At 67.9% G+C, this 377-nt stretch carries 1 pseudogene; it reads right to left on the reverse strand.

Features of this window, described 5'->3' with window-relative positions:
• A pseudogene (locus tag QZH66_RS18775) lies at positions 1-377 on the reverse strand (DNA repair protein RadA); the annotation flags it as partial.

Consider the following 377-nt stretch of genomic DNA (forward strand, 5'->3'; position numbering starts at 1 on the left):
CAACACCGCCAGCAGCATGGCCAGACGGTCGCGCTCCAGCCCCACCGACAGGCGGCGCGGGTTGGGCCCACCGCCATCGACCAGCGCCTGGATCTCCACCAGCATCGGGCGCGTGCCCTCCAGGGTCACCAGCACGCAACTGCCGGGCACGGGCTCGCTGTGCTGGCTCAGAAAGATGGCGCTGGGGTTGGTCACGCCCTTGAGGCCTTTCTCGGTCATGGCGAAGACGCCGATCTCGTTGACCGCGCCGAACCGGTTCTTGATGGCGCGCACCAGGCGAAAGCTGCTGTGCGTCTCGCCCTCGAAATACAGCACCGTGTCGACCATGTGCTCGAGCACGCGCGGCCCGGCCAGTGCGCCTTCCTTGGTCACATGGC

It is taken from the genome of Stenotrophomonas sp. YIM B06876 (assembly GCF_030711595.1).
Classification (GTDB): Bacteria; Pseudomonadota; Gammaproteobacteria; order Xanthomonadales; family Xanthomonadaceae; genus Stenotrophomonas.